The following is a 23044-nucleotide window of genomic DNA, read 5'->3' on the forward strand; positions in this document are numbered from 1 at the left end:
TCAATTCAAGTTGGGTCTGAAAGGGTTCCCAAGGCTTGCTATTTTTTATTGCGAAGACGGTAGGTGATGCGACCCTTAGTTAAGTCGTAGGGCGTTAATTCAACTTTCACGCGATCGCCGGGAAGAATTTTGATATAGTTGCGCCGAATTTTGCCGGAAATATGGGCTAGGACATTAAAGCCGTTGTCTAAGTTGACTCGGAACATAGCATTGGGCAACGATTCCGTTACCGTGCCTTCCATTTCGATTAAATCTTGTTTAGCCAATTTGTTTTGCCTCAACCCTATATTGAATGATTGTCAGTCCCTATCGACCTCGACCCTCACTTTGACTGCAAATTTAGACTCCTAGAACAACCTATTAACCATTATCAATGGTAGCTGCAAGCAAACTGACACCGGGAAGTCCTAGAGACAGTCGCTACAAAGGCGTTAAATCGGGGCTTGAGGTGTTGATGTTACGACCGCCAACAAGCTTTGGGTGACTGCCTCCAAATCCTGATCACCATTGACCGTCACCAATTGGTTGCGATCGCTGTAGAAATGAATTAGGGGGGCTGTTTGCTGATGATAGACTTCTAAACGCCGCCGAATCACCGCTTCTGTATCATCCTGACGACCCCGACCCAACAGCCGCGTCGTCAGCACGTCATCCGGCACCGCTAGATTGATGACCTGATCACAGCCCTGATTAATTTCCTGCAACAGAACTTCTAGGAATGCTGCCTGAGTGACATTGCGCGGGAACCCATCTAAAATCCAGCCCAAGTGAGCATCGGGCTGCCCCAACCGCTCACGAATCATTTCCACCACGAGCTGATCCGGAACTAACTCACCACGCCCCATGTAAGCTTGCGCTTTTTGACCGAGATGGGTGTCCTCAGCAACCGCTTGACGGAGGATATCTCCGGTGGAGATATGGGGGATATTTAACCAATGGGCCAGTGTTTGAGATTGGGTTCCTTTACCGGCTCCAGGCGCACCTAGAAAGATAAGTCGTGGCACTTTTACTGCTTCACCATTCCTTCATATCGTTGGGAAATCACATAGGTTTGAATTTGCTTGGCTGTATCAATGGCAACCCCCACCAGAATCAAGAGCGAAGTGGCTCCCAAGCCCTGGAAAGTTCGCACTCGCGTTGCACTCTCCACCGCTGTGGGCAAAATTGCCACCAACCCGAGAAAAACTTGCCCCTAAGAAGGTGAGGCGACTGAGAACTCGTTCCACATAGTCGCTGGTCGCCCGCCCCGGACGAATGCCTGGAATACTTGATCCCATCTTCTTGAGGTTTTGTGACAGGTCAACGGGGTTGACAATCAGGGAGGAGTAGAAGTAGCTAAAGAACAAAATCAGGGTCAAATAGAAGACAACATAGAGCCAGGGAGTCGGGCCGCTGGGACTCAGATGGTTGGCAACCTGAACCAGCAGTTCATTATGGGTAAATTGTGCCAATGAAGCTGGCAAAATCAGCACCGCTGAGGCAAAGATAATGGGCATTACCCCCCCCTGGTTTAAGCGCAGGGGCAAATAACTGCTCTTTTCCGGGTACATCCGCCGACCCACTTGCCGCCGGGCTGAAATGATGGGAATGCGACGGGTTCCTTCTTGGACAAAGACAATCCCCACAATCATGACCAGAAACACCAGCAACAGAATCACGACCCCGCCAACAATGTTGCGATCGCCGCTCTGTGCCAGTTCAATCGTCTGCCCTAAAGAATTCGGCAGGCCAGAAATGATGCTGATAAAAATCAAAAGTGAGGCACCATTGCCGATGCCCCGCTCTGTGATTAATTCAGACACCCACATGACAAACATCGAACCCGCCGTGAGAGCTATTACCGTCTCAACCATGAACAGTGGCCCAGCTGACGGCAGGGCATAGGAGCGAACCCAGAGGGCAAGGCCAACACTCTGAATAATGGCCCAGCCAAGGGCAACGTAACGGGTCAGTTGAGCAATCTTGCGTCGTCCAGCCTCGCCTTCATTCTTCTGAAGATTTTCCAAGGCTGGAATTGCCGCTGTTAAAAGTTGCAGAATAATTGAGGCATTAATAAATGGCAGAATTCCAAGGGCAAAAATACCTAAGTATCGCAGTCCTCCGCCGGAGAAGATGTCGAGGAAACCGACAACGGGGTTGTTGTGAAAATCTTGAATGAAGCGAGCACGGTCAATCCCTGGAATCGGCAGGTAGATGCCCAGCCGCACCAGAATTAACATACCAATGGTTAAGAGGATACGTCCACGTAAACCAGCGGCCTGGGCCATCTGGGCAAAGGTTTCTTGAGCCGTGGGGGTTTTGTTGCGACTGACAACCATGAAGGGGGTTCCTCTCGTCTCTACTAAAACTAGCCTAGACTATTTCCCAAGCTTAAGAAACGGACTCGGCGACAGCAGATCCCAGCAGTTCACAGGTGCCGCCAGCGGCTTCAATCTTGGCACGTGCCGATGCTGTATAGGCAGCAGCCTTGACCTGTAAAGGAATTCCCAGTTCGCCATCTCCCAACATCTTCAGAGGACCGTCATCGCTGGTGACGATGCCAACCTCCATCAAAGATGCCAGGGTAACGATGGTATTCGCCGGAAGAACTGCCAATTTGCCCACATTGATCACGGTGTAGCAACGGCGATTGATGACGGGGAAATGCTTGAGCTTCGGCAAGCGTCGATAGAGCGGATTTTGTCCCCCCTCAAACCCAGGGCGGGTGCTAGATCCCGATCGCGATTTTTGTCCCCGCATTCCTAATCCGCAACTGGCGCCCTGTCCTGCTGCAATACCGCGACCTACCCGACGACGGCGTTTTTTGGAACCGGCCTGAGGGTGTGCATCATCAAGTCTCATAGTTTAATCCTGCAATAACAGCAATGGGATGACGGGTTTCGAGAATCCACCCCAGGAAAACCCGTTGCTAGACAAAGAGCTTCTCAATCGGAACCCCTCGTTCCTCTGCAACTTCAGCAAAGGTACGGAGCGTGGAGAGGGCATTGACAGCGGCTCTCGCATTATTCAGGGGATTCCCAGCACCCAACTGTTTCGCCAAAACGTTACGTACCCCTGCCAGTTCCAAGACGGTGCGCACCGCCCCCCCAGCAATTACCCCGGTTCCAGGAGCAGCAGGACGAATCATCACAGCGGCACCGCCCCCCTTGCCATTGACGGGATGGGGAATGGAGTTGGCTTTTGTCAGGGGTACTTCTACGACGTGCTTCCGCCCGTCTGCAACCCCTTTCTTGACTGCACCGATAACATCACTGGCTTTTCCGACTCCCACGCCAACCTGGCCGCGTTCGTTGCCCACAATCACAATGGCGCGGAAGCTGAGTTTTTTTACCTCCCTTCACCACCTTTGTGACCCTACGGATCTGGACGACGCGCTCTTGCCAGTCGGTCTCCTTCTCACGGGTGCGGTTGCTCTTACGACTTTTTGCCATAGCTCGAATGTTTAACCTTGGTTGCTTGAAGTATTTTGCAATCGGAGCCAGTTCGGTGAACCAGTTGTCAATCGTCTAGAATTCTAGACCTGCTTCCCGAGCGGCATCCGCCAATGCTTTGACGCGGCCATGATAGAGATTTCCACCCCGATCAAACACCACTTGCCGGATACCCTTCTCCAGCGATCGCTGGGCAATCAGCTTCCCAACTTTACTCGATGCGGCACAGGTGGCTCCTGAATCTAGATCACCCCGCAATTCGGAGTCCAAGGTAGAGGCAGCAGCCAGGGTATGTTGCTGGGTGTCGTCGATTACCTGGGCATAAATATGCTGGTTGGAACGAAAAACTGCCAGACGTGGACGTTCTGTTGTTCCCTGGGTTCGGCGGCGAACCCGCTGATGGCGACGGCGTGTAGATTCTCTGCGGCTGACTTTCATAATTATTTCTTCCCTGTCTTACCAGCTTTGCGGCGGACGACTTCCCCGGCATAGCGAATACCCTTACCCTTGTAAGGCTCAGGGGGACGAACGGCTCGGATTTTGGCAGATGTATTGCCAACAATTTCTTTATCAATACCGCTGACAATCACATTGGTGTTGTTTTCAACCGCAAACTGAATGCCATCGGGCGGCACAATTTGGACGGGGTGGCTGTAGCCCATGTTTAGAACTAGGTTCACACCCTGTAATTGGGCTCGATAGCCCACCCCCTGAATTTCTAAGCGGCGCTGAAAGCCCTGAGAAACGCCATCAACCATGTTAGCGACTAGGGTGCGACTGAGACCATGGCGTGCGCGAGCCGCTCGGGACTCATCCCGACGTTTCACCACCAGGGTCGTCCCTTCCTGCTCAACACTCACCTCGGCTGGCAAGAGACGACTCAACTCTCCCTTGGGGCCTTTGACCAGCACCTGCTGACCCTCCAGAGTCACCGTTACTTTTGGAGGAATGCTGATGGGACGTTTACCAATACGAGACATAACTGATTTCTCCTTCCCTAATCACGAGCCGCTGGCCATCATCCACCCACTTACCAGATGTAGCAAAGTACTTCGCCACCCAATCCCTGGCGGCGGGCATCGCGATCCGTCATGATGCCGCTGGAGGTGGAGATAATCGCAATCCCAATGCCGCCGAGAACCCGCGGTAAGTCTTTCCGATTTGAATAGACCCGCAGACCTGGCTTGCTGACCCGCTTCAAACTCGTGATAATCGACTGACGATTTTTCCCCCGATATTTCAGGGAAATCACGATGTCTCGCTTGACGTTCTCGCCGACCTCTTCATAGTCGGTAATGAAGCCCTCCTCCTTCAAAACGCGCGCGATGCTGCGGGTCATTTTGGTAGAGGGAATTTCCGTCGTCAAATGCCGTGCCAGCGCCGCATTGCGGATGCGTGTCAGCATATCTCCAATGGTGTCATTCGCCGCCATAGTGTCCTCTTCTACAAAACTGCCTCAGTGATCCCGGAAGGGCATGCCCATTTCTTTCAACAGAGCGCGCCCCTCTTCATCGGTGTTGGCAGTGGTGATGATTGAAATGTCCATGCCTCGCATCTGATCGATGCTGTCGTAATCAATCTCTGGGAATATCAGTTGTTCCCGAATGCCAAGGGTGTAGTTGCCGCGACCGTCAAAGCTCTTGGGGCTAATTCCCCGAAAGTCTCGAATGCGAGGCAACGATAGGTGAATCAGTCGATCCAGGAAATCATGCATTCGGCCTGCCCGTAAGGTGACCATAATGCCGACGGGCATTCCCTGACGGAGCTTGAAACCCGCGATCGCCTTCTTGGCTCGGGTGACAACTGGCTTTTGTCCCGTAATTTTGGCAATTTCATTGAGGGATGCCTCTAATGCTTTGGCATTCTGGGCGGCATCTCCCAAGCCCCGGTTAATCGTGACTTTTACCAGTTTCGGAACCTGATGGATATTTTCGTAATGAAACTGCTCCATCAACTTGGGGACAATTTTTTCCTGGTAAAGAGTTTTGAGTGGTAATGGCATAGAGTAGTATCCTTCAATTCCCCTGGTCGTGGTCAGGGAATGGGGTGAACTTAGTCAATCGTTTCGCCAGTTTTCTTCAGCATCCGCACCTTGCGACCATTGGCATCAAAGGTGTAGCAGACCCGACTCACCGTCTTTTGTTTGGTGGAGTAGAGCATGACATTGGAGCTATGAATCGGCGCTTCCGAAGTTACGATCTGACCCGATTCTCCTTCCTGACGGGGTTTCATATGTCGGGTTCTCAGATTCACCCCTTTCACCACCACTTTGCTGAGTTTGGGAAAGGTTTGCAGAATTTCGCCCACCTTACCCTTGTCACTGCCAGCGATCACCTGCACCGTATCCCCTTTTTTGACGTGCATCCGGTACCGAACTGGGGTGCCATTTTTCACTTTCTTGACCATCAAAGTACCTCCGGTGCCAAGGAAACAATCTTGGTAAAGTTTTTATCGCGTAGTTCCCGCGCCACTGGGCCAAAAACCCGTGTTCCCTTGGGGTTGCCATCCGCATTGATAATCACAGCCGCGTTATCGTCAAAGCGAATCGTCATCCCACTGTCACGTCGAAGCGCTTTGCGAGTCCGAACCACAACAGCGCGCACTACATCGGACTTCTTGACCGCCATATTGGGAATCGCATCCTTGACTACCGCAATGATCACATCCCCGACCCCCCCGTAGCGACGATTACCGCCCCCCAGCACCCGAATACACATCAGCTTGCGGGCACCACTGTTATCAGCAACATTCAGGTAAGACTCTTGTTGAATCATGGTCGTCCTCTGGGTTTCCTAAGCGGGGGGATGGCTGAGAATATCGGCGACCAACCACCGTTTGGTGCGACTGAGGGGCCGAGTTTCTTGGATGCGGACGCGATCTCCGATCTTGCATTGATTTTGCTCATCGTGAACTTTGTAGCGCTTGGTTTGCACCACAATCTTGCCGTACTTGGGATGGGCAGATCGATTTTCCACGGCTACGACCACGGTTTTGTCCATTTTGTCACTGACAACTAGACCGACTCTTTCCTTGACAGCCATACGTGGGATCTACTCCTGGGTTGCAACAGATTCTGCCGAAACAGGAACCCGAAGGCGTTCCTGTTCAATGGTCATCAATTGAGCAATCCGATGACGGGCCTGCTTAAATTGATGAGGTTTTTCGAGACGACGAGTCGCCTTCAGAAGGCGGAGTTCAAACAGTTCTCGCTTTGAAACCGAGATTTGAGCTGCCAACTCTTGATCGCTCAAGCTACGGAAGTCCGAAATTTTGGAAAGGGGCATTAGTTCAAGACTCCTCCAGGTCGCGAATAATAAACTTGGTCTTGATTGGCATCTTGTGGGAGGCCAAGCGCATCGCTTCCCGAGCCACTTCCTCCGTCACGCCTTTAATTTCAAATAAAACTCGTCCCGGCTTTACCACCGCTACCCAAAACTCTGGCGATCCTTTCCCAGATCCCATCCGTGTTTCTGCAGGGCGCATGGTCACCGGCTTATCTGGAAACACCCGAATCCAGATTTTGCCACCCCGACGAATATAGCGAGTCATTGCCCGACGACTAGCCTCGATCTGTCGAGCGGTAATCCAAGCAGGTTCTAGGGCTTGGAGTCCGAAATCGCCAAAGTTTAGCGAACTGCCACGTGTCGCCAGACCTTCCATGCGACCCCGCTGCTGTTTACGGAATTTAGTTCTTCTTGGGCTTAACATAGCGCTGTAGGTTAGGCGTAAGGACTGAAACGTAAGGACTGGGGTGAAATCCCCTAATCTTCCCGAGAGCGATCTTCAAACTGTTGGCGGCGGCGTTGCTGCCGACGACGGGGCTGGGCAGAACCGGGGGGAGGGGTCTCCTCCTGTCCAGGAATAATTTCACCCTTAAACACCCAAACCTTCACCCCTAAGATGCCGTAGATCGTCTTGGCGGTCTTATAGGAGTAGTCAATATCGGCCCGGAGGGTATGGAGGGGGACACGACCTTCCCGAGTCCACTCGGTGCGGGCAATTTCAGCCCCATTCAAACGGCCACTGACCTGAATTTTGATCCCTTGAATGCCAGCTCGTTGCGCCCGTTGAATCGTTTGGCGAACCACACGACGGAAGGATACCCGTCGCTCTAACTGTTGGGCAATATACTCAGCAATCAGGGCTGCATCGGCATCCACCCGTGCCACTTCCACCACGTTGATGCGAATCTGGCGACTGCTCCCCAATGCCTCTTGTAAGCCCAGACGCAGGGACTCAATTCCAGCGCCTCCCCGTCCGACCACGACACCCGGACGCGCCGTGTGGACTTCTAAATCAATCTGATCTGCTTTGCGCTCAATCCGAACTTGAGAAATCCCAGCATTGCTGAGTTGCTTCTGCACAAACTGACGGATCTTGAAGTCTTCCTGTAGCAGCTCGGGATAGCGACTGGCATCCGCAAACCAGCGAGAACGGTGATCCTGAATGACACCGAGGCGGAAGCCAGTTGGATGGATTTTTTGTCCCACGAATGCGTCCTCTCTTAATTCAGTGCGGTGTTAAACGGGTTGTTCATCAGCATTAGTCTTGGGCGGAGGCAACGGCCACCGTGATATGACAAGTCGGCTTGCGAATTTGGTAGGCTCGTCCCTGGGCTCGGGGGCGGAAGCGCTTCAGGGACGGCCCTTGATCGGCATAGGCTTGACTGACAACCAGTGTGGCTGGATCAAGGCCAACGTTATGCTCGGCGTTGGCGACGGCGGAACGCAAGACCTTCAATACCGGATCACAGGCACGATAGGGCATGAACTCCAGAATCATCAGGGCATCCCGATAGGAGCGGCCCCGAATTTGATCCAGAACCCGGCGCACCTTGTAGGGTGACATCCGGATGTAGCGGGCAATAGCTTTGGTTTCAGTAGTATTGATAGCCATCTAGGTTCTCCTGACTGAACAAGGACAAGATTGACCTTGTACGGGGTCTATCGGGACGATTTTTTGTCACTCTTGGCGTGCCCTCGGAAGGTGCGAGTCGGCGCAAATTCTCCCAACTTGTGTCCCACCATCTGCTCGGTGATGTAAACCGGAACATGTTGCCGCCCATTATGTACGGCAATCGTGTGTCCAATCATCTGCGGCAGAATCGTTGAGGCACGGGACCACGTCTTGATGACTTGTTTGTCACCTCTGACATTGAGAGCCTCAATTTTGCGCAAGAGATGATCCGCCACGAATGGGCCTTTTTTTAGGGAACGAGCCATAGGTACAGTTCACTCACAGTTGATTTGCTGAATCTTGAATACAAGCCAAGCTTGGGTAACAAAGTTTATGACTCCCGCCCGCCTCGACCCCGCTTGGAAGCCTTGCGACGACGACGGACAATCAGATCATTACTCCGCTTTTTGCGCTTCCGGGTTTTATATCCCAAGGCGGGTTTACCCCAAGGGGTAACAGGACCACTACGACCAATGGGTGCCCGACCTTCACCCCCACCGTGGGGGTGATCCACTGGGTTCATTACACTTCCTCGCACTTCAGGACGCCGTCCTTTCCAGCGCTTGCGCCCGGCCTTACCTAAACTGATGTTGCGAACATCAAGATTGCCGACTTGACCAATGGTGGCATAGCACTCGCGACGAACCTTGCGAACTTCCCCGGACGGGAACTGCAAGGTGACATAATCACCTTCTTTCGCCTTCACTTGGGCAGTGGCACCAGCAGCACGGACAATCTGCCCCCCTTTACCGGGAACCAATTCCACGTTGTGCACATTGGTTCCCAACGGCACATTGCCTAAAGGTAAGGCATTGCCAATTTCAATCGCTGCCTCTGGCCCTGAGATCACAATGCTGCCGACCGCCAAACCCACGGGATGGAGGATGTACCGCTTCTCGCCATCCTGGTAGTAAAGCAAGGCGATCCGGGCATTGCGATTCGGATCATATTCAATGCCAGCAACCTTAGCCGGTACGTTGTGCTTTTCACGCCGAAAGTCAACTTGGCGATAGAGCTGTTTATGCCCCCCACCCCGATGGCGGCAGGTGATGACACCGCGATTATTGCGACCCTTAGGTGAGTGCCGCGATTTTGTCAGAGATTTTTCTGGCTCACTGCGGGTGACCTCCGCAAAGTCGGAAACCGTGTGTTCACGGGTGCTGGGGGTATAAGGTCTGTAAGCTCGGATGCCCATAGCTTTAGGGGTGAAAGGAAATCGAAAAAATAGAGAATTCGCAGGTTAAGCAGTTGCCCGTTTATGGCACTGCTGATCAAACATCAGGGAAGAGGGTAATCGAGTCACCTGCTGCCAGGGTGACAACAGCCCGTTTGTAACGGGAGCGATGCCCCGTAAACTTGCCCACCCGCCGCTGCTTCCGGGGTGGATTAGCGGTGTTGACACTGACAACCTTGACCTTGAACAGATCTTCAATTGCTGCCTTGATCTGGAGCTTGTTGGCTCGGGGAACCACTTCAAAGGTATATTGATTCAATTCCAGTAGCCGAGTGGCTTTCTCCGTCACCAGGGGACGACGGATCAAATCCGGCAAAGAGCGGACATCAATATCAGGCACCGTAGACCTCCTGGATTTTGGCAAGGGCTGCCTGAGTACTGATAATTTGATCAGCATCCAGCAGATCCGCAATATTTAGGTTGTTGGCAGCAATCAGCTTCAGGTTGCCCAGGTTCCGAGCTGATAAGTAAACGGTTTCATGCCGCTCCGCAATAATCAGCAGCACCTTGGCATCGGGTTTCACGCCCCAACGGGCGATCGCGGCTGCCAATTCTTTCGTTTTAGGCCGGGGGAGATGCTGGGCAAAATCCTCCACCACAATCAGGTCGGGAACCCGACTCTGAAAAGCAGTGCGCAGAGCCAGCCGCCGCTCCTTACGATTCATCTTGAGAACGTAATCTCTGGGCTTCGGCCCAAAGATGACCCCCCCCTTACGCCACAGCGGGGAGCGATTGGAACCGGCACGAGCGCGTCCCGTTCCCTTCTGCCGCCAGGGTTTACGTCCACCCCCCCGAACTTCGGCGCGGGTCTTGGTGGAGGCATTTCCTTGACGGGCATTGGTGAGTTGGCGACACAGAGCCCGATGGACAATGTGAGCTGCGGTCGTCTCACTGGCAACGCGCAGATCTAGCGCCGCTTCCCCAACTTGTTCTCCCTGCCAATTTTGAACGACACAGTTGACCATGTTGCTTGCTCCTTATTGAGAACTCCCAACTTGCTTGGCAGGGACGATATTGAGGAGGGCACCAGGTTTCCCCGGAACGGCACCTTTGATCAGCAGTAAATTGCGATCGGCATCAATGCGGATCACGGTCAATTTACGTAGGGTGACCCGATCCCCCCCCAGACGTCCTGCCATCCGCTTGCCGGGATAAACTCGCCCTGGTGTAGTCCCCGCTCCGATGGAACCCGGTTGGCGGTGGTTTTTAGAACCATGGGACATCGGTCCTCGCCCAAAATTGTGGCGTTTTTGGTAACCTGCAAACCCTCGGCCAATGCTGGTTCCAATGACATCAACGCTCTGACCCGGCGTAAAGATGTCTGCTTTAATTTGCTGTCCGAGGGCAAAGGTCTCGGGATCATCGAGGCGATACTCCCGCAAATGCCGCATCGGTGGCGCACCAGACTTGGCGAGATGACCCAATTCAGGCTGATTTAGTGCCTTCTGGGACACTTCACTAAACCCCACTTGGACAGCAGCATAGCCTTCCTTCGATCGCGTCTTAATTTGTGTAACGGTACATGGCCCTGCCTGCACAACGGTGACTGGAATCGCCTTACCCGTCGCGTCAAACACCTGGGTCATACCAAGTTTTGTTCCCAGAATTCCCAAGGACACAGTAACTGGTCTCCTTAACTTAGACACCTCAAACATGGACTGCTAACAGCAAGTCCACGAACTATCCTGCCAATCCGCCTAGGGAATTAGCGTCAGACAATTAATTGTTGCTCTACGCAGCTAAACCTAGTAGGTTCACGAAGTTTCAGGTTACACTTCCTGAAAATACTGGCTAGAGATTAAAATCTCAACACCTACTGTTTTTGCCAGGACTTGAGTAGCAATCTACTCAGTATCCGGTTCACAAGTCAGCTTAGACAAACTCCAAAGGTTTGAGAGATTTGCTTCCGCTGCCTTGATTTTGGCGACAATTTAACAATATAAATGATTGTCCTAGGTTTGTCTATAGGTAGGGTTGATTTATTTTCTGGTATTTTGGGTCTTGGGAAGGGTTTGACGCCTAATCCTGAAATCGAAGGACAGCCAAGCAGCAACACAACGCACGAGGATGCAAGGGTTATGGCACTGATTGCGATCGGTAACCAATTTGTTCAGGATCTGGAAAAATCTCAAGCCTTAGGGTTGTATGTGCCCCTGGAAGGGGGATTTGAAGGACGGTATCGGCGGCGGCTCCGAGCCGCAGGCTACACCACCTTGGTCTTGACTGCCCGCGGGTTGGGGGATCTGTCGATGTATTTGATGGGAGTCCACGGGATTCGACCGCCCCACTTAGGCAAAAAGGATATTGGCCAAGGCGCGGCGGTGGGGGCACGCTATTTTGCCCCCCCGATTGTGCAACAACAGTTGGAGCATCTGCCCCCCACTGCTAAAGGGTTTGTGCTCTGGATCATTGAGGGATTTGTACTCTCAAATCAGGAGCTAGAATTTTTGAGTTTACTGCCCACACTGGAGCCTCGGGTGCGGGTGGTGGTTGAAGTGGGGGGCGATCGCACCCTGCGCTGGCTGCCCTTGAAAAACACCCTGATCGCTGCCTCCTGATCACTTTCCTTGCAAGCAAGCAGAGACAAGTTAGCATGGAGGGGTGACAGACTTCGATCTTCCTCTCCGGTCTCTGCAACAGGGACATTGGTTTAAGTTAATCTGTGGTGCCAGTTTTCAACATTTGCCAGCGGTGCGGAGTTTAACCCTGGCCTATGCCCTTGCTGGCGCTGACTGTATTGATGTGTCAGCCGATCCAGCGGTGGTAGCAGCGGCTCAATCTGCCCTTCAAGTCGCTCTTGAGTTGCGGCAACAGGCTCAGCAGCGAGGCTTTCTCGCCTCCGGCAAGCCGTGGCTTATGGTGAGCTTAAATGACGGGGAAGACCCGCACTTTCGCAAAGCAGCATTTGATCCAGCCACCTGTCCCCCGGATTGTTCCCGCCCCTGTGCAACCATCTGTCCGGCTCAAGCCATTGTCTTTCCAGTGGAGGGAGCGTCTGGGGTGATCGATCAGCGCTGCTATGGTTGTGGTCGCTGTTTACCGGTGTGTCCCCTCAACAAAATTATTACCCGATCCCACCATTCAACCCCCGCTGCGATCGCACCCTTGGTGCTGCAAATGGAGGTGGATGCCATTGAAATTCATACCCAGGTGGGTCGATTGTCAGCCTTTGAGCAACTCTGGCAGTCGCTCCAACCCTGGATTGGTCGGTTGCGATTGATGGCCATTAGTTGTCCCGACGGGGCAGGCTTGGTGGACTATCTATGGGCACTCTCCGAAATCATCTCTCCGCTGCCTTGCCCCCTGATTTGGCAAACCGACGGTCGTCCCATGAGCGGAGATATTGGTAAAGGTACGACCCATGCTGCCATCAAGCTTGGGGAAAAAGTCTTGGCAGCCAGACTACCGGGATATGTGCAATTAGCGGGGGGAACCAACCACTACACCGTGCCTAAACTAGCAGCCCTGGGGTTGCTGCGCCCGACTCCCCCCTATCCGTTCCTCCCCCCCGAACCTCGGATTGCCGGGATCGCCTACGGAAGTTATGCCCGCACCCTGTTGCTGCCCTATTTAGACACGCTAGAAAAATTTCCTGGGGAGGAAGCCGTAGGAAGTGTAATATCTACCCAAGTCCCTCGTACCCTGCCCCTCGAAACCGTGCCTGATCTGCTGTGGCAGATGGTGGCTGCCGCCCACTCACTGATTGCTCCCTTGAAAGCACTTACCCCCGACTCCTCTCGGTTGACACCGCAATCTGTGAACCTCTGAGCCGTATCTTCAGCAGTTGCCATGGCTGCTCACCATCGCTGCCGTTGTGAACCGAATCAGGCTTAACCTGTCACTCGTCCTTCCCCCAGACCCCGATGATGAGTTCTCACCCCCGCAACAGCTTTGATTCTGAAATAGACCCGCTTCCGTCTGAGGCCAATCCTGAGGCGCTGGCTGCCGCTGTCTCTACAACCGCGATCGCCGATGATCTCCGCAAGTTGTTTGAGATTCTCCCGGATGCAATTCGGGTGCCCCTAGAGCAACATTCCCTGCGCGATCAATTGATTGAGGTGGTGATGGATCTCGGGCGTCGTCCTGAAGCCCGTTTTCCCAGCCAAGCTGATTACCTTTTAGAGACCCCCGTCAGCCGCACCGATCTCCAGCATTGTATTGATCGGGTCGGTCACTTTAGTGGCGATAACCGGGCTGGGATTGAACAAACCCTGCACCGGATCAGCGCCATGCGCAATCGCACTGGCGACATTATTGGTCTCACCTGTCGGGTGGGACGGGCGGTGTTTGGCACCATTGGGATGATTCGGGATTTGGTAGAAACAGGGCAGTCCATTTTGATGCTGGGGCGACCCGGTGTGGGTAAAACCACCGCCCTGCGAGAAATTGCCCGGGTCTTGGCGGATGACCTCCAGAAGCGGGTTGTGATCATTGATACTTCCAACGAAATTGCTGGGGATGGAGATATTCCCCATCCAGCGATCGGACGCGCTCGCCGGATGCAGGTGGCTCGCCCGGAATTGCAGCATCAGGTGATGATCGAAGCCGTGGAAAATCACATGCCAGAAGTCATCGTCATTGATGAAATTGGCACGGAGCTAGAAGCCCTAGCAGCCCGCACCATTGCGGAACGGGGTGTTCAGCTTGTCGGCACCGCCCATGGCAATCGGATTGAAAATTTGATGAAAAATCCGACCCTTTCCGATCTAGTGGGTGGCATTCAATCCGTAACCCTGGGGGACGAAGAAGCAAGACGACGCGGCAGTCAGAAAACTGTGTTAGAGCGCAAAGCTCCACCGACGTTTGCGATCGCAGTGGAGATGCTGGAGCGCCAGCGTTGGGTGGTCCATGAACAGGTTGCAGACAGTGTTGACAGCCTGTTACGGGGACGGCAGCCCCATCCCCAGATCCGCACGGTGAGTGAAACCGGAAAAGTCGTGATCACCCATGAGTTATCCAGCCTGCCAGCAACTGAGAGCTTACCGGCGCAAACCCAGCAGCGGGGCACTTGGGCCAGTGGGGGTTGGCGCACCTCTGGGCAAATGCTGCCCCTGTCTCAAAAGCCGCATCTCGTTCCACCGCGATCGCCGAGGGCGGAGCCCTTGGGTAGCCATCCCCGTGGGGTTATGGAGGAACCTTCCTTTGAACAAATGCTGCAAGAATCGTTCTACCAGATGGAGCGGTTGGAACAGCCCAGTCATGGGAGTTTCAACGGTAGCGAGGGTCTGGGACTGGCTCCGAAGGAGGGGATGCCCCTGCATCTCTATCCCTATGCCGTCAGTCGCCATCAAATTGATCAAGTCATCCAGACCCTGCAACTGCCCTTGGTACTCACCAAAGATATGGACAGTGCTGATGTGATTTTAGCCCTGCGATCGCACGTTAAAAGTCATGCCAAACTGCGGCAGCTGGCAAAGAATCGTCAACTTCCCATCCACACCCTCAAGGCCAACACCATTCCCCAGATTGTCCGGGCACTGCGGCGGTTATTAAACCTAGATGACCCTCAGATGCCGGACGGAGAAGATGTGGGGCTGTTCATGAAGGGGGATAGTGAAGATGAAATGGAGGCTCTGGAAGAAGCCCGGCTAGCGGTGGAGCAAATTGTAATTCCCAAGGGGCAACCCGTGGAACTACTCCCCCGCTCTGCCAGTATCCGCAAAATGCAGCATGAACTCGTGGAGCACTATCACTTAGAATCTCGCAGTTTTGGGGATGAACCCAATCGGCGACTTCGCATCTACCCTGCGTGAGATCTGAGCATTAGTGCAGCGATTCCAGGAAAGTCTGCACTGTGCCACTGGGGCTGAGGACTAACCGAATGGTGGCGCTGTGGTTTCCGGGCAAAGGGGAGACAAAGGCTTCCCCAATCAGGGGCAGACCTGTGCGATCGACATAGGTGCCAGCGGCCTGCCCCAGGGGAGTAATTTGCTGAATACTGCCGTCGGGATTGAGGTTGAGTCGATACTCCAAGGTCTGAGTTAAACCCTCCGGGGGTGTCCAACGCTGCTGAAAATAGCTGCGAATTTCTGCCACCTGGGGAATGGTGTCAAAGGCGGTATTGGCAGCGCGATCGCGGCGTTCTGGGGCAGCGGTTACCCCTGATCCATCGGGCAAACTTGGGGGCATTGCCTGCTCGTTGCTGGCTCTGGGAATGATCACAATCCCAGGAGGGGCTGAGGAGATTGGGGGCAGATCCGGGGCAGCGGCGATCGCCCCGGCGGGGGGGGCGGTGGGAGCGGGGAGTTGGGCACGGGGGGCAAGGTCGTGGCGGCTAGCGGCTCACCGGCAGCCTCTGCAGCGGGAACGGGGGGTAACTGCTGGGGAGAAGTCGCCAGGGTTTTGGGGACGGGCAGGGTGGACAACGGCTTCCCTGCTGGCTGCTGGTTGGCACTGCCCACCGCTGGCACACTCACCAGTTGCATCGCCGGACGATTGACCCATTGCACGGCAACGGTGGTGAGACCGGCTGTGATCGCCGCGATCGCGGCGGTGCGGAGCCACTCTGGGGGCATCCGTAGGGAAGGCCAACGACGCTGTTCCAGGCGGGACTGGATTTCGGTTTCGTAGGCATCCAGCACCGTGGCTAAATCAAACAGTTGCAGGACAGTCAACCGCCAGACGCGCCCGGTGGCCTCTGTAGCCAGAACCCCTAGAAATAGATCGTGGGAGACCAGCCCTCGGGGTTGAAGGTAGATCTGATCGGAGAGCAGTTCCGAGGGTCGATCCGGTTCGCTGAGACTGGGAATCGGCACGGGTGAGGTTGGCAGTTCTGTCAGCCCCTCGGCACTGCCGGGACGATGGACAACCGGAGGTTGCCCTACCCCCTTCAGATCTGACTGACAACGGTTGCCGCTCACGGGGGGAGGGCTGGGGGAGGCATCTGGCTGCTAATGGCTGACAGCCTGGCTGGAGGCAGCAGTGGGTGGGCGAGTAAGGTCTGAACATAGGTTTCAACAGCCCTATGTAACGCGGTGAGCTGGGGGCGATCGCCTTGCAGCACCAGTGCCTGATCCCCAGGGAGACGGGGATCGTCCAAGCTGAGTTGGAAGACAATCTCCTGGAACCGGGGACGCTTGACCCAGCGAGACAGCAGGGATTGCGAGGCATTGATTTCCAGGATCCAGGAAGGCGAGAGATAGTGGCGCACAGTTGGGGGAGGCAGGGACATGGCAGCTAGGTTGCAGGGGGGGCAGCAGTGGATAGAAACCATGGTTAGGGAGTGGAGCGCTCCAAGAGAGCCAGCCAGAAGTGACGCGGCCCACTGGCAGCGCTGTAGAACAGTAAGTCAATCAGCAGCTTCAGGGCGAGGTGGGACAGCACCTCGGGGGAGGTCTCATCTCCAGCGGCCATCCGTTCTTGATAGAGATCACAGAAGCAATCCAAATAGTCTCCCAGGAGCGCTGACTGGTGGGGTTCTCGGTTTTGTTCAGTCAGCTGTTCCAGTAGGGCAACTGCCCGACGAATCAGCTCTTGATGCTGTTGAGCCAGATAACAACTGATCAGCACCAGCGATCGCGCCTCATCCACATCCAGTTTTTTGCGCCCCCCCTGACCTTTGCGGAGCGGACTGGCCTGGCGCAACCGCCACAACGCCACGCGGTCGGCAATCATCTGATCCAGATCCAGATCTGCCGCTGCCTGGAGAATTGCCTCAGAACCAATATCTGCCAGCGCTTCCAAGGCCAACAGCACCAGATCCAATTGGGCTTTGATACTCTCCAACTGGGCTGGATCAGACTGAGGAACTAGGGGTTGCCGGGACAAAACAGAAACCGTTGAGTTCACAAACGAGGCCATGGGTTCGAGGGCAATGGACCAGACGCTCCGTTGCCATTGTAGTGGCTAATGCAGATGGACGATGGTCACCCCTGCACCGCCCATCGCTGGGGCTGCTAATTCAAAGTGATCCACTAGGGGATGCTGTTGTAAAAAGGCATGAATGCCTTGACGCAGCCGACCCCGTTCCATGGCCATGAATTACCCACAGGCTTCCTGAAGCCGTTGCTAGGGCGTTGTCTAGCGCCAATTCTGCATCGGCAACCCGACTGCCGCGTAGATCCAGGGTATTGCGGCTGGTACGAATGGATAGCTCAACGGACTCGGGGGTCGGGGGGGGTGGGTTCAGCCTTGCCGTGGGGGGGGCGCACCGAGGTAGCACTCATCCATGATGGCTGGGGCAGGCGGGGCTTCTGACCGTCTAGGGATTCGATGTCAGCGAGGGGGAGGGTCATTTTCATGAAGCCAAACCGCACGGTTAGCTCATCGTTACCCTCCATCCTCAGTACCTCGGCCACCTGACCCAGTCGCGGAATCCGTACCCGATCGCCCACGTGAGGCCGAAAGTCTGGCGGTGGTGGTGGCTGCTGCTGTTGAGGAGGGAGATGGCGATCGCCAATGGCTTGGAGGGCGGCGGTGGCCTGTTGGGCATCCTGAGCCGTGGCGGTGCCTTTTTGTAACTGGCGAATTACCTGGGCAATTTCTTGGCGGGCTTGGGCGATCGCCGCATGCACGGCCTGCTCCTGAGCCATCTTTAACTCCCGTTCCCGCGCTTGCAACCGCGCTGCTCGCTCGGTGAGTTCTTGGTGGAGTTGCTCGGTTTGGCTGAGGAGTTGACTGGCAGCCTGGGCCTTATGTTCCTGCTGACGGCGCTGGGACTCTAAGCCCGCAATCACTTGATTGATGGTTTCCGAGCCTCCCCCCAGATGGGCTTGGGCTTGGTCAATAATCTCAGCGGCTAAACCCAGGCGGCGGGCGATCGCTAGGGCATTGGAACGGCCTGGAATCCCCCAGAGCAGTCGATAGGTGGGGGATAGCGTTAGATCATCAAACTCCACCGAAGCATTTTCAAAGCGGGTATCCTGATATTTCAGGGCTTTTAGTTCCCCAAAATGGGTGGTTGCCACCGTGAGTCGCGCTTGGGACGCCAGATGGTACAGCAGGGCTGTTGCTAGGGCACTGCCTTCTGTGGGGTCGGTGCCAGCCCCGACTTCATCCAACAACACCAAGGATGCGGGGGTGAGGGCTGCCAGAATCCGCACAATGCGGCGTATGTGCCCGGAAAAGGTGGACAGGCTTTGCTCCAGGGACTGCTCATCCCCAATGTCGGCTAATACCTGATCAAACCACGGCACTTCCACCGGCTCCCGGGCGGGGACAAATAACCCCACCTTGGCCATTAACACCCCCAATCCCAGGGTCTTGAGGGTCACGGTTTTACCGCCGGTGTTGGGGCCTGTCATAGCAATCACCCGCAACTGGGGTTGAATGATCACATCAATGGGTACCACCGGGTGACTCTGTTCGTTCAGCTGCTGCCAGTGCAACAGGGGATGGCGGAGTTGTCGCAGGGTCAACAAGGGGGATGTCAGATCGTCATCGGTGACAAATCGGGGGGGATTCGCTGCCAGCCACAAACTATAGCGAGCCCGAGCGGTGGCTAAGTCTAGGGCCGTGGCGATCGCCAACAGAGCTTCTAAGTCAGGTTGGACTGCTGCTACCTTTGCCGTCAAAGTACTGCGAATGGCCTCCGATTCAGCCGCTTCCTGCTGCCGCAGTTGCCGTAGCTGATTGTTAACGTTCACCGTGGCGTGGGGTTCCACATACAGGGTGGCTCCACTCATGGAGGTGTCATGGACAATCCCAGGAACTAGATCTCGATGGGTGGCTTTGACTGGAATCACAAACCGTTCGGCCCGCTGGGTGATGAGGGATTCCTGAATCGCATTGGCCTGCCGTTGCAGCAACCGTTGCAGCAGCTCATAGACCCGCTCCCGACCCTGGCGTTGCTGCTCGCGAATCCCCGCTAATTTTGAACTAGCACGGTCGGTCACCTCCCCACGCTCGTCAATGCAGTGATAAATCTCCTGCTCCAGTTCGGGATAGGTGCGCAGATCCGCCACGAGGGTGGTCAACCCAGGACAGTCCGGTTGGCTATCAATCACCCGCCGGAGTTGGCGCACCCCTGCCAGGGTGGTGGCAATGGCAAACAGTGCCATCCCGGACAGGGTTCCCCGCCGTTGCGCTCGCTCCAGGGATTCCCCAATGTCCTCAATGCCCTCAAAGCTCAAACAGGTTTTCAAGCGTGTTTCCAGGTTGTAGACCTCTTGGGTCTGATCCAGGAGGTACTGACTCTCGGCCTGGGTCGGGGGAATCGGCAGGTGTCGAGCGGCGATCGCCCCCAGTTTGGTACTGGCAAAGGTGGCTAAATGCTGGCATAGCCGGGGCCATTCCAGCAGTTCCAGGGTTTCCGTTTCGATCAAATCAGTCTGCCTCAACTGCAAGGGGCACCACTGCGGTTACCACCGCCAATGGTTCATAGAGATACTCAAAGGCATTGCCATCCGGATCTTGCCCATAGAAGGAAGCGGTGCCATCCCGATGCTGCAAAATCGGACTCACAGGAATGCCAGCGCCCTGGAGTTGGGTGTGGGAGAGGGTCAGTTCGGCGCGATCGCTGAAGACAAACCCAAAGTGTGCCCTTGCTTGGGCATAGCTAGGACTCAAAAGCGCCAATCCATCGTCCCCAGCTTTCAGGTAAGCCCAGTCCTGATCCTGCCACACCAAATCCAGTCCCAGGTCTTGGTAGAACTGGGCGGCTCGTGCCACATCCTCTACACAGATCGCCACATGCCCCAAGCGTTTCAGTTTCATCCTGCTTTGATTACCATGGGTCTCTTGCATCCATTCTAGAGAAGTTTCCGGCCATCTCCAGTCCCCTCCCCGGAAGGGGCGGTAATCGTCAATAGGGTAACGGGATTGAGGGGACTCCACCGCGTTAAGGCAGCCAGGGGGATGGCGCGGGCAATCTGCACCTGTAGCAACCGCTGTTGCCACCCAGCCAGGGACAACTCACTGGATTGAAACCAGGTCAGAGCTTGATGCAGATGCTCCAGGGTTGCCAGTGCCAGCACGATCACGCCCTGGGGTTTGAGCCGCTGGGGGGCGATCGCCAACATCGATGGTAAATTGCCGCCGCTACCACCAATAAAAATCCGGTCGGGGTCAGGCAGCAATTGCAAGGCTGCGGGAGCCTCCCCTGGGCAGACTGTGACGTTGTTGACCTGGAATCGCTGACAGTTTTGCTGAATCAGGGTAACGCCGATGGCGGTTTTTTCAATGGCATAGACCTGAGCCGTGGGCACAAGGCGAGCGACTTCGATTGCCACCGAGCCAGTGCCGGCTCCCACATCCCAGACCACCTGCTGGGGTTGCAGCGCTAATTCTGCCAGAATCAGGGTACGAATTTCGCGTTTGCTGATCAGTCCCGGCTGATCGGGGAAATTCAAAAAATAGGGATCGGGCAGCCCCAGTAAGGGCAATTCATCCGGGGGAGGGATCGCCCCAGATTCAACCCCTAGCAGTACCACAACGTTCAGCGGCACCAAGTCAGCGGCTGAGTGGGCTGCGAGTTCAACGGGGCTGAAGCACTGCAGGTGTTCATCCGGGCCGCCGAGGTTCTCACACACCCAGCAGTGGTAAGCCTGGGATAAATCCAGGGTTAGAAGTAACTGGGCGATCGCCCTCGGGGTATGGGTGGGGTCGGTGAGTACCGCAATTTTGCCATGGCGCTGCTGCAAAGCCTGAATCAAGGCCTGCGGCGATCGCCCATGGACACTCAAGACCTGGGCATCTTGCCAGGGAACCTTGATGCGGTTAAAGGCCAGTTGCACGGCACTGAGGTGGGGGTAAAAGCTGAGGGAGTCTGGGGGGAGTGCCGCCAGTAATAAACGCCCCAAACCGAAAATAAAGGGTCCCCCGAGGTCAGAATGACAATCCGCTGCGTTGCCGATGCCTCAACCGTCAACCGCTGCCGTAACGCTGCGATCACCAGGGTGAGATCCGTTAAAACCAGCCGCTCTGCCGGATGCTGGGGGAAGTAACTCAAATGACGCGGACTGCCCACTAACACCGTAGCGCTGGTAACCAGCTGCTGCACGGTTGCCGTTAATCCCGCCGATCCGTCTAAGCCAATGCCCACCACATGGATCGGGGTCATCGGAGAGCTTCCCAAGCCAGCACCAACAGGGCATTGACGATCGCCGCTGCCACGGGGGAACCGCCCTTGCGTCCCGTGACACGAATCTGAGGCACTGCCAGTTGAGCCAGGGCTGCTTTCGATTCCAGCACTGCAATAAACCCCACGGGGACTCCAATGACACTCACGCCTTGGGGGCGGTCTTGTAGTTCAGCACACAGCGCTAGGAGGGCTGTTGGAGCATTGCCAATCACATAGATTGCCTCCGGCACCGTTTGCAAACATTGCAAGATCCCGGTTTCCGTGCGAGTTCGCCCCGGCAGCGGAGCCGACACCTGCTCGATGGCACTGATCAAGGGGTTGCCAAAGGTTTGAGCAACCATACTACTAATGCCCTGTTTGACCATGGTGACATCCGTGACGATGGGAATTCCTTGGGCTAACTGGCGAATCATGGTGGCGATCGCCCCAGGACTGAAGCGAATCAGGTGTTGGAAGTCAAAATCAGCAGTACTGTGAATCACCCGCCGGACAACGGCATACTCTTGGGGACTGAGGCTATGCGCCCCGATCTCTTGATCAATGACGGCAAAGCTTTGTTGCAGAATCGGATGGTGAACTAAGGTCATGGATGCGGGGTAGGGCAAGGGAGAGACACCACGGCCTTAAAACTCCAACACTGGCCAGTCAGGTTGCCGATGATAGTTGGTCATGTCCTCAAACCTTCGCAGCTCAGCCCGGTGAACCGCCAGCACCTGGGGGGCATCTAACCACTGCTGGTTCAAGGTTTCCAGAAGGTCGCAAAATTGGAACCGATCAAAATCGGGGGAGATATCCACAAAATATCCCAGGGTAATATGGGCGGTGAAGCCATACTGCTGCTCAATTCCCAGCGCCATCAAGCCTGGATCTTGGTAGAGCGATCGCCGCAACTTCGTCATCCGGGTGTAGGCATCCTCATCCGTTGGCACGAGACAAACCGCTAAGGCTCTGGGCATGAGAATCAACCCCAATACCTGCATCCCCAGAGGCTGCTGTTGCCCCAGCAGGGGTTGACTCTGCTGAAAAACTGTCGGTGATTGTCCCCTGGAGTTGGGCTTCAAACCCTGGGTTCTCTGTGGTGGCATGCAAAAAGGCACTGTCCCAAATCAGATCGGCCAAGGTGAGATGGAAGCTCTCGGGGGGTAACCGCTGCCATGAACCCAGGCATCAGCTGCTGAAGTAATTGTTGTTGGCAGACTTGCAAACTTTGGTAGATCAAGTCATTTTCAGGATCTTCACTCCAGGGTGGTGTAATCACGGTATAGCCAGGAAATGGTAACGCCTCCAGCTTCCCTGGTATAGACTGCCGATATTTGGGGGACTCCTGGAGATGCTGGATCTGCGATCTATAGGTATCTACCAGGGTCATCCGCGTGACACGATTTAGGTAGATCTGATAACTCT

The 23044-nt window shown here is 55.1% G+C and carries 28 protein-coding genes and 5 pseudogenes; 3 read left to right on the plus strand and 30 right to left on the minus strand.

The genetic code is table 11. The features are described 5' to 3' along the window. Positions 1-38 precede the first annotated feature (38 nt). From infA to rplC, 21 genes and pseudogenes are all read right to left on the minus strand, one after another. A complete protein-coding gene (gene infA, locus DO97_RS08005; RefSeq protein WP_036532284.1) occupies positions 39-266 on the minus strand; it encodes a translation initiation factor IF-1 in 228 nt (75 codons plus the stop codon). 165 nt (positions 267-431) lie between these two features. Continuing rightward, positions 432-1004, minus strand: a complete 573-nt coding sequence (locus DO97_RS08010) for an adenylate kinase (protein WP_036532286.1) — start codon at positions 1002-1004, stop codon at positions 432-434. A 2-nt stretch (positions 1005-1006) separates the two neighbouring features. Continuing rightward, positions 1007-2318, minus strand: a pseudogene (gene secY / locus DO97_RS08015) (preprotein translocase subunit SecY). A 52-nt stretch (positions 2319-2370) separates the two neighbouring features. Beyond that, entirely contained in the window at positions 2371-2841 is a 471-nt protein-coding gene (gene rplO, locus DO97_RS08020) for a 50S ribosomal protein L15 (RefSeq protein ID WP_036532287.1), read from the minus strand. A 67-nt stretch (positions 2842-2908) separates the two neighbouring features. Further along, a pseudogene (gene rpsE / locus DO97_RS08025) lies at positions 2909-3431 on the minus strand (30S ribosomal protein S5). A 75-nt stretch (positions 3432-3506) separates the two neighbouring features. Further along, on the minus strand, positions 3507-3869 hold the full coding sequence (gene rplR, locus DO97_RS08030) for a 50S ribosomal protein L18 (protein ID WP_036532290.1): 363 nt from the start codon (positions 3867-3869) through the stop codon (positions 3507-3509). A 2-nt stretch (positions 3870-3871) separates the two neighbouring features. Further along, entirely contained in the window at positions 3872-4411 is a 540-nt protein-coding gene (gene rplF, locus DO97_RS08035; protein WP_036532292.1) for a 50S ribosomal protein L6, read from the minus strand. Between the two features lie 50 nt (positions 4412-4461). Beyond that, complete coding sequence (gene rpsH / locus DO97_RS08040; RefSeq protein ID WP_036532294.1) at positions 4462-4863, minus strand: 30S ribosomal protein S8; 402 nt, start codon at positions 4861-4863, stop codon at positions 4462-4464. 24 nt (positions 4864-4887) lie between these two features. After that, positions 4888-5433, minus strand: coding sequence for a 50S ribosomal protein L5 (rplE, locus tag DO97_RS08045; RefSeq protein ID WP_036532295.1), 546 nt, complete (start codon positions 5431-5433; stop codon positions 4888-4890). Positions 5434-5483: 50 nt separating this feature from the next. Further along, on the minus strand, positions 5484-5837 hold the full coding sequence (gene rplX / locus DO97_RS08050; RefSeq protein ID WP_036532297.1) for a 50S ribosomal protein L24: 354 nt from the start codon (positions 5835-5837) through the stop codon (positions 5484-5486). After that, positions 5837-6205, minus strand: coding sequence for a 50S ribosomal protein L14 (gene rplN, locus DO97_RS08055; RefSeq protein ID WP_036532298.1), 369 nt, complete (start codon positions 6203-6205; stop codon positions 5837-5839). The genes rplX and rplN overlap by 1 nt, the downstream gene beginning before the upstream one ends. 18 nt (positions 6206-6223) lie before the next feature. Further along, on the minus strand, positions 6224-6472 hold the full coding sequence (gene rpsQ, locus DO97_RS23045; protein ID WP_036532300.1) for a 30S ribosomal protein S17: 249 nt from the start codon (positions 6470-6472) through the stop codon (positions 6224-6226). A 9-nt stretch (positions 6473-6481) separates the two neighbouring features. After that, on the minus strand, positions 6482-6715 hold the full coding sequence (gene rpmC / locus DO97_RS23050; RefSeq protein WP_036532301.1) for a 50S ribosomal protein L29: 234 nt from the start codon (positions 6713-6715) through the stop codon (positions 6482-6484). 4 nt (positions 6716-6719) lie between these two features. Beyond that, a complete protein-coding gene (gene rplP / locus DO97_RS08070) occupies positions 6720-7139 on the minus strand; it encodes a 50S ribosomal protein L16 (protein WP_036532303.1) in 420 nt (139 codons plus the stop codon). A gap of 53 nt (positions 7140-7192) precedes the next feature. Further along, the gene (gene rpsC, locus DO97_RS08075; RefSeq protein ID WP_036532305.1) at positions 7193-7921 is read right to left on the minus strand and encodes a 30S ribosomal protein S3; all 729 of its coding nucleotides are present in this window, start codon (positions 7919-7921) and stop codon (positions 7193-7195) included. 52 nt (positions 7922-7973) lie between these two features. Then, positions 7974-8327, minus strand: a complete 354-nt coding sequence (rplV, locus tag DO97_RS08080; protein ID WP_036532307.1) for a 50S ribosomal protein L22 — start codon at positions 8325-8327, stop codon at positions 7974-7976. A gap of 47 nt (positions 8328-8374) precedes the next feature. Then, on the minus strand, positions 8375-8653 hold the full coding sequence (gene rpsS, locus DO97_RS08085; protein ID WP_036532308.1) for a 30S ribosomal protein S19: 279 nt from the start codon (positions 8651-8653) through the stop codon (positions 8375-8377). Positions 8654-8718: 65 nt separating this feature from the next. Beyond that, a complete protein-coding gene (rplB, locus tag DO97_RS08090) occupies positions 8719-9582 on the minus strand; it encodes a 50S ribosomal protein L2 (RefSeq protein ID WP_036532310.1) in 864 nt (287 codons plus the stop codon). Between the two features lie 76 nt (positions 9583-9658). Further along, positions 9659-9961, minus strand: a complete 303-nt coding sequence (locus DO97_RS08095) for a 50S ribosomal protein L23 (RefSeq protein WP_036532311.1) — start codon at positions 9959-9961, stop codon at positions 9659-9661. Then, positions 9954-10586, minus strand: coding sequence for a 50S ribosomal protein L4 (rplD, locus tag DO97_RS08100; RefSeq protein WP_036532313.1), 633 nt, complete (start codon positions 10584-10586; stop codon positions 9954-9956). Before rplD ends, DO97_RS08095 begins: the two co-directional genes overlap by 8 nt. Positions 10587-10598: 12 nt before the next feature. After that, positions 10599-11240 carry a 50S ribosomal protein L3 gene (gene rplC, locus DO97_RS08105; RefSeq protein WP_036532314.1) on the minus strand — a complete coding sequence of 214 codons (642 nt, stop codon included), beginning with the start codon at positions 11238-11240 and terminating at the stop codon, positions 10599-10601. 459 nt (positions 11241-11699) lie between these two features. On the opposite strand from rplC, the gene ndhN reads away from it, so the two are divergent. The 3 genes from ndhN to DO97_RS08120 all read left to right on the plus strand — a co-directional run bounded on the left by ndhN (position 11700) and on the right by DO97_RS08120 (position 15374). Then, positions 11700-12179, plus strand: a complete 480-nt coding sequence (gene ndhN, locus DO97_RS08110) for an NAD(P)H-quinone oxidoreductase subunit N (RefSeq protein ID WP_036532315.1) — start codon at positions 11700-11702, stop codon at positions 12177-12179. A gap of 43 nt (positions 12180-12222) precedes the next feature. Further along, complete coding sequence (ldpA, locus tag DO97_RS08115; protein ID WP_036532316.1) at positions 12223-13389, plus strand: circadian clock protein LdpA; 1167 nt, start codon at positions 12223-12225, stop codon at positions 13387-13389. A gap of 95 nt (positions 13390-13484) precedes the next feature. Next, entirely contained in the window at positions 13485-15374 is a 1890-nt protein-coding gene (locus DO97_RS08120) for a R3H domain-containing nucleic acid-binding protein (protein ID WP_081980673.1), read from the plus strand. 10 nt (positions 15375-15384) lie between these two features. Here DO97_RS08120 and DO97_RS08125 read toward each other — a convergent pair whose 3' ends face one another. The 9 genes and pseudogenes from DO97_RS08125 to DO97_RS30950 form a co-directional block, all read right to left on the minus strand. Further along, complete coding sequence (locus DO97_RS08125) at positions 15385-15783, minus strand: hypothetical protein (RefSeq protein WP_036532317.1); 399 nt, start codon at positions 15781-15783, stop codon at positions 15385-15387. Continuing rightward, entirely contained in the window at positions 15780-16481 is a 702-nt protein-coding gene (locus DO97_RS08130) for a DUF4335 domain-containing protein (RefSeq protein WP_036532320.1), read from the minus strand. The genes DO97_RS08125 and DO97_RS08130 overlap by 4 nt, the downstream gene beginning before the upstream one ends. Then, complete coding sequence (locus DO97_RS08135) at positions 16478-16834, minus strand: DUF4335 domain-containing protein (RefSeq protein WP_036532321.1); 357 nt, start codon at positions 16832-16834, stop codon at positions 16478-16480. The genes DO97_RS08130 and DO97_RS08135 overlap by 4 nt, the downstream gene beginning before the upstream one ends. Positions 16835-16836: 2 nt before the next feature. Beyond that, complete coding sequence (locus DO97_RS08140; protein WP_052128514.1) at positions 16837-17421, minus strand: DUF3038 domain-containing protein; 585 nt, start codon at positions 17419-17421, stop codon at positions 16837-16839. 45 nt (positions 17422-17466) lie between these two features. Continuing rightward, positions 17467-19883: pseudogene (locus DO97_RS08145) on the minus strand (endonuclease MutS2). A 1-nt stretch (position 19884) separates the two neighbouring features. Continuing rightward, the gene (locus DO97_RS08150) at positions 19885-20274 is read right to left on the minus strand and encodes a VOC family protein (RefSeq protein WP_052128523.1); all 390 of its coding nucleotides are present in this window, start codon (positions 20272-20274) and stop codon (positions 19885-19887) included. Between the two features lie 35 nt (positions 20275-20309). Beyond that, a pseudogene (cbiE, locus tag DO97_RS30945) lies at positions 20310-21619 on the minus strand (precorrin-6y C5,15-methyltransferase (decarboxylating) subunit CbiE). After that, positions 21616-22227 carry a cobalt-precorrin-8X methylmutase gene (locus tag DO97_RS08160; protein ID WP_036532323.1) on the minus strand — a complete coding sequence of 204 codons (612 nt, stop codon included), beginning with the start codon at positions 22225-22227 and terminating at the stop codon, positions 21616-21618. Before DO97_RS08160 ends, cbiE begins: the two are co-directional and overlap by 4 nt. A 36-nt stretch (positions 22228-22263) precedes the next feature. Further along, positions 22264-23009 (minus strand): annotated as a pseudogene (locus DO97_RS30950) (DUF1868 domain-containing protein). Positions 23010-23044 lie beyond the last annotated feature (35 nt).

This window comes from Neosynechococcus sphagnicola sy1, from assembly GCF_000775285.1.
In the GTDB taxonomy this organism is placed as follows: Bacteria; Cyanobacteriota; Cyanobacteriia; order Neosynechococcales; family Neosynechococcaceae; genus Neosynechococcus; species Neosynechococcus sphagnicola.

What these genes read in the sequence shown, in the direction of transcription:
- rpsS (WP_036532308.1), bottom strand. Translation starts at nt 8,653, where the DNA reads ATGGCTCGTTCCCTAAAAAAAGGCCCATTCGTGGCGGATCATCTCTTG.
- rplD (WP_036532313.1), bottom strand. Translation starts at nt 10,586, where the DNA reads ATGGTCAACTGTGTCGTTCAAAATTGGCAGGGAGAACAAGTTGGGGAA.
- rplP (WP_036532303.1), bottom strand. Translation starts at nt 7,139, where the DNA reads ATGTTAAGCCCAAGAAGAACTAAATTCCGTAAACAGCAGCGGGGTCGC.
- rplV (WP_036532307.1), bottom strand. Translation starts at nt 8,327, where the DNA reads ATGGCTATCAATACTACTGAAACCAAAGCTATTGCCCGCTACATCCGG.
- DO97_RS08135 (WP_036532321.1), bottom strand. Translation starts at nt 16,834, where the DNA reads ATGGTTTCTATCCACTGCTGCCCCCCCTGCAACCTAGCTGCCATGTCC.
- rplO (WP_036532287.1), bottom strand. Translation starts at nt 2,841, where the DNA reads ATGAGACTTGATGATGCACACCCTCAGGCCGGTTCCAAAAAACGCCGT.
- DO97_RS08120 (WP_081980673.1), top strand. Translation starts at nt 13,485, where the DNA reads ATGATGAGTTCTCACCCCCGCAACAGCTTTGATTCTGAAATAGACCCG.
- rplR (WP_036532290.1), bottom strand. Translation starts at nt 3,869, where the DNA reads ATGAAAGTCAGCCGCAGAGAATCTACACGCCGTCGCCATCAGCGGGTT.
- rpsQ (WP_036532300.1), bottom strand. Translation starts at nt 6,472, where the DNA reads ATGGCTGTCAAGGAAAGAGTCGGTCTAGTTGTCAGTGACAAAATGGAC.
- rplF (WP_036532292.1), bottom strand. Translation starts at nt 4,411, where the DNA reads ATGTCTCGTATTGGTAAACGTCCCATCAGCATTCCTCCAAAAGTAACG.
- DO97_RS08140 (WP_052128514.1), bottom strand. Translation starts at nt 17,421, where the DNA reads ATGGCCTCGTTTGTGAACTCAACGGTTTCTGTTTTGTCCCGGCAACCC.
- rpmC (WP_036532301.1), bottom strand. Translation starts at nt 6,715, where the DNA reads ATGCCCCTTTCCAAAATTTCGGACTTCCGTAGCTTGAGCGATCAAGAG.
- rplN (WP_036532298.1), bottom strand. Translation starts at nt 6,205, where the DNA reads ATGATTCAACAAGAGTCTTACCTGAATGTTGCTGATAACAGTGGTGCC.
- rplE (WP_036532295.1), bottom strand. Translation starts at nt 5,433, where the DNA reads ATGCCATTACCACTCAAAACTCTTTACCAGGAAAAAATTGTCCCCAAG.
- rplX (WP_036532297.1), bottom strand. Translation starts at nt 5,837, where the DNA reads ATGGTCAAGAAAGTGAAAAATGGCACCCCAGTTCGGTACCGGATGCAC.
- rplB (WP_036532310.1), bottom strand. Translation starts at nt 9,582, where the DNA reads ATGGGCATCCGAGCTTACAGACCTTATACCCCCAGCACCCGTGAACAC.
- ndhN (WP_036532315.1), top strand. Translation starts at nt 11,700, where the DNA reads ATGGCACTGATTGCGATCGGTAACCAATTTGTTCAGGATCTGGAAAAA.
- DO97_RS08160 (WP_036532323.1), bottom strand. Translation starts at nt 22,227, where the DNA reads ATGACCTTAGTTCACCATCCGATTCTGCAACAAAGCTTTGCCGTCATT.
- DO97_RS08150 (WP_052128523.1), bottom strand. Translation starts at nt 20,274, where the DNA reads ATGAAACTGAAACGCTTGGGGCATGTGGCGATCTGTGTAGAGGATGTG.
- rpsH (WP_036532294.1), bottom strand. Translation starts at nt 4,863, where the DNA reads ATGGCGGCGAATGACACCATTGGAGATATGCTGACACGCATCCGCAAT.